General features: G+C 30.9%; 2 protein-coding genes. Both read left to right on the top strand.

All coding sequences use genetic code 11. The features are described 5' to 3' along the window. The first annotated feature begins 144 nt into the window (after positions 1–144). A complete protein-coding gene (locus DK442_RS16705) occupies positions 145–954 on the top strand; it encodes a hypothetical protein (protein ID WP_109437044.1) in 810 nt (269 codons plus the stop codon). A gap of 190 nt (positions 955–1144) precedes the next feature. Beyond that, positions 1145–1341: DUF3841 domain-containing protein (locus tag DK442_RS16700; protein WP_160114228.1), on the top strand; the 197-nt coding region annotated here is incomplete at its 3' end.

The following is a 1341-nucleotide window of genomic DNA, read 5'->3' as shown; positions in this document are numbered from 1 at the left end:
AAAAATTAATCTGACTGAAATGAAAGCTGAAATATTTTGTCGAAAAGAAAAATACGCTGAATTAAAAGTAAAAAACTAACGCCAACAACGTGTAAATTGCATTAAAACGCAACTTACACAAAACGTTGTACACTATTGACGAAAATGTTTAATCCAACAAGAAGAAATAAAAATATCGGAACAGCCAAACAAGGCTATGGACAAAATAATCGGAATGTAATTTCTAATAGTTGGAATGACCTTCGAATATTTTGGGAGAAACTTGAGAAATATATTGTTGTTAAAAGAAATATATACGGTAAACAATACAAATTTCTTGTAGAAAAAACCCGAAAGAATAGTATTCATCCTTGTACTGTAGATGACATTTCGAAAATTATTGAACTACTCAATCCAAGGGATTTGGAAGGTTTAAATTTAATTGTTTTAAGACAACCTAAAAGACGAGAAGAAACTTTAAAACCTGTTTGGGGAAGACTAAACTATTTTATAGAAATTGATAAGCACGAAGGAGCTGCCATAATGTTGGAATCTTTTGACTTTAACAGAACAATAAAGTGGCCCAAATCTCTAAAAAATGAAGATAGAAAGGAGTTTGAAAGATTACTTAGTGACGGACATAAAATGATTGAAAGTAAAAGGGATTTCACTATTCATCCAACAATCAATGGATTAAGAAATACGATGCTTTATCGGACATTTATTCACGAAGTTGGACATTATGTGGAATATCTGGAAAAAATAGAGAGGCCTTCAAGAAAAGACTCTGAATATGACTTTTGGGCGGACTATGATAAAATTCCATCACAAGAAAAAGAGAATTTTGCTCACTCATATGCAGAAAAGGTTTCGAATGAATTGACAAAAAAAGGATGGATTCCTTTTGATCGAATATTAAATGAGAAAAAAATGGAATCTGAAAAATTAAATATTTCGGATTTCGAATTAGAATAAAAAACAGTGTACAACAACATATATGTGATCATAGCAGCTAGGTGATGAATCGAAAGGTCTTTGTATATTTATGATGGCGCAGTGATTTTAAAACTGAATAATATATAAAATCTGCGCAGAAGTGTCCATCGCTAAGTAACAATTTGCACAGCTACGACACATATATTAAACGTTATCTACAATTAACTAAATGAAAGTTAAACTTTGGACAATACAAGATGAAAATGGATGGAATGAATTACAAACCAAAGGAATATTAATAGCAAAGCAGCAATTTGTAGAACCAGATTTTAAAGATGGATATGATTGGATGAAAATTCAAATGAATAAACGAATTGGAAGACCAGATGAAAAAGGTCAATATCCAATTTGGGCTTGGTATCAATC

The sequence above is a fragment of the Aquimarina sp. AU119 genome, from assembly GCF_900312735.1.
GTDB classification, from domain to species: Bacteria; Bacteroidota; Bacteroidia; order Flavobacteriales; family Flavobacteriaceae; genus Aquimarina; species Aquimarina algiphila.
This window is presented reverse-complemented; position numbering and strand designations above follow the sequence as displayed.

Excerpts from the sequence above, each read along its gene's own strand:
- DK442_RS16705 (WP_109437044.1), top strand. The coding sequence starts at position 145 with ATGTTTAATCCAACAAGAAGAAATAAAAATATCGGAACAGCCAAACAA.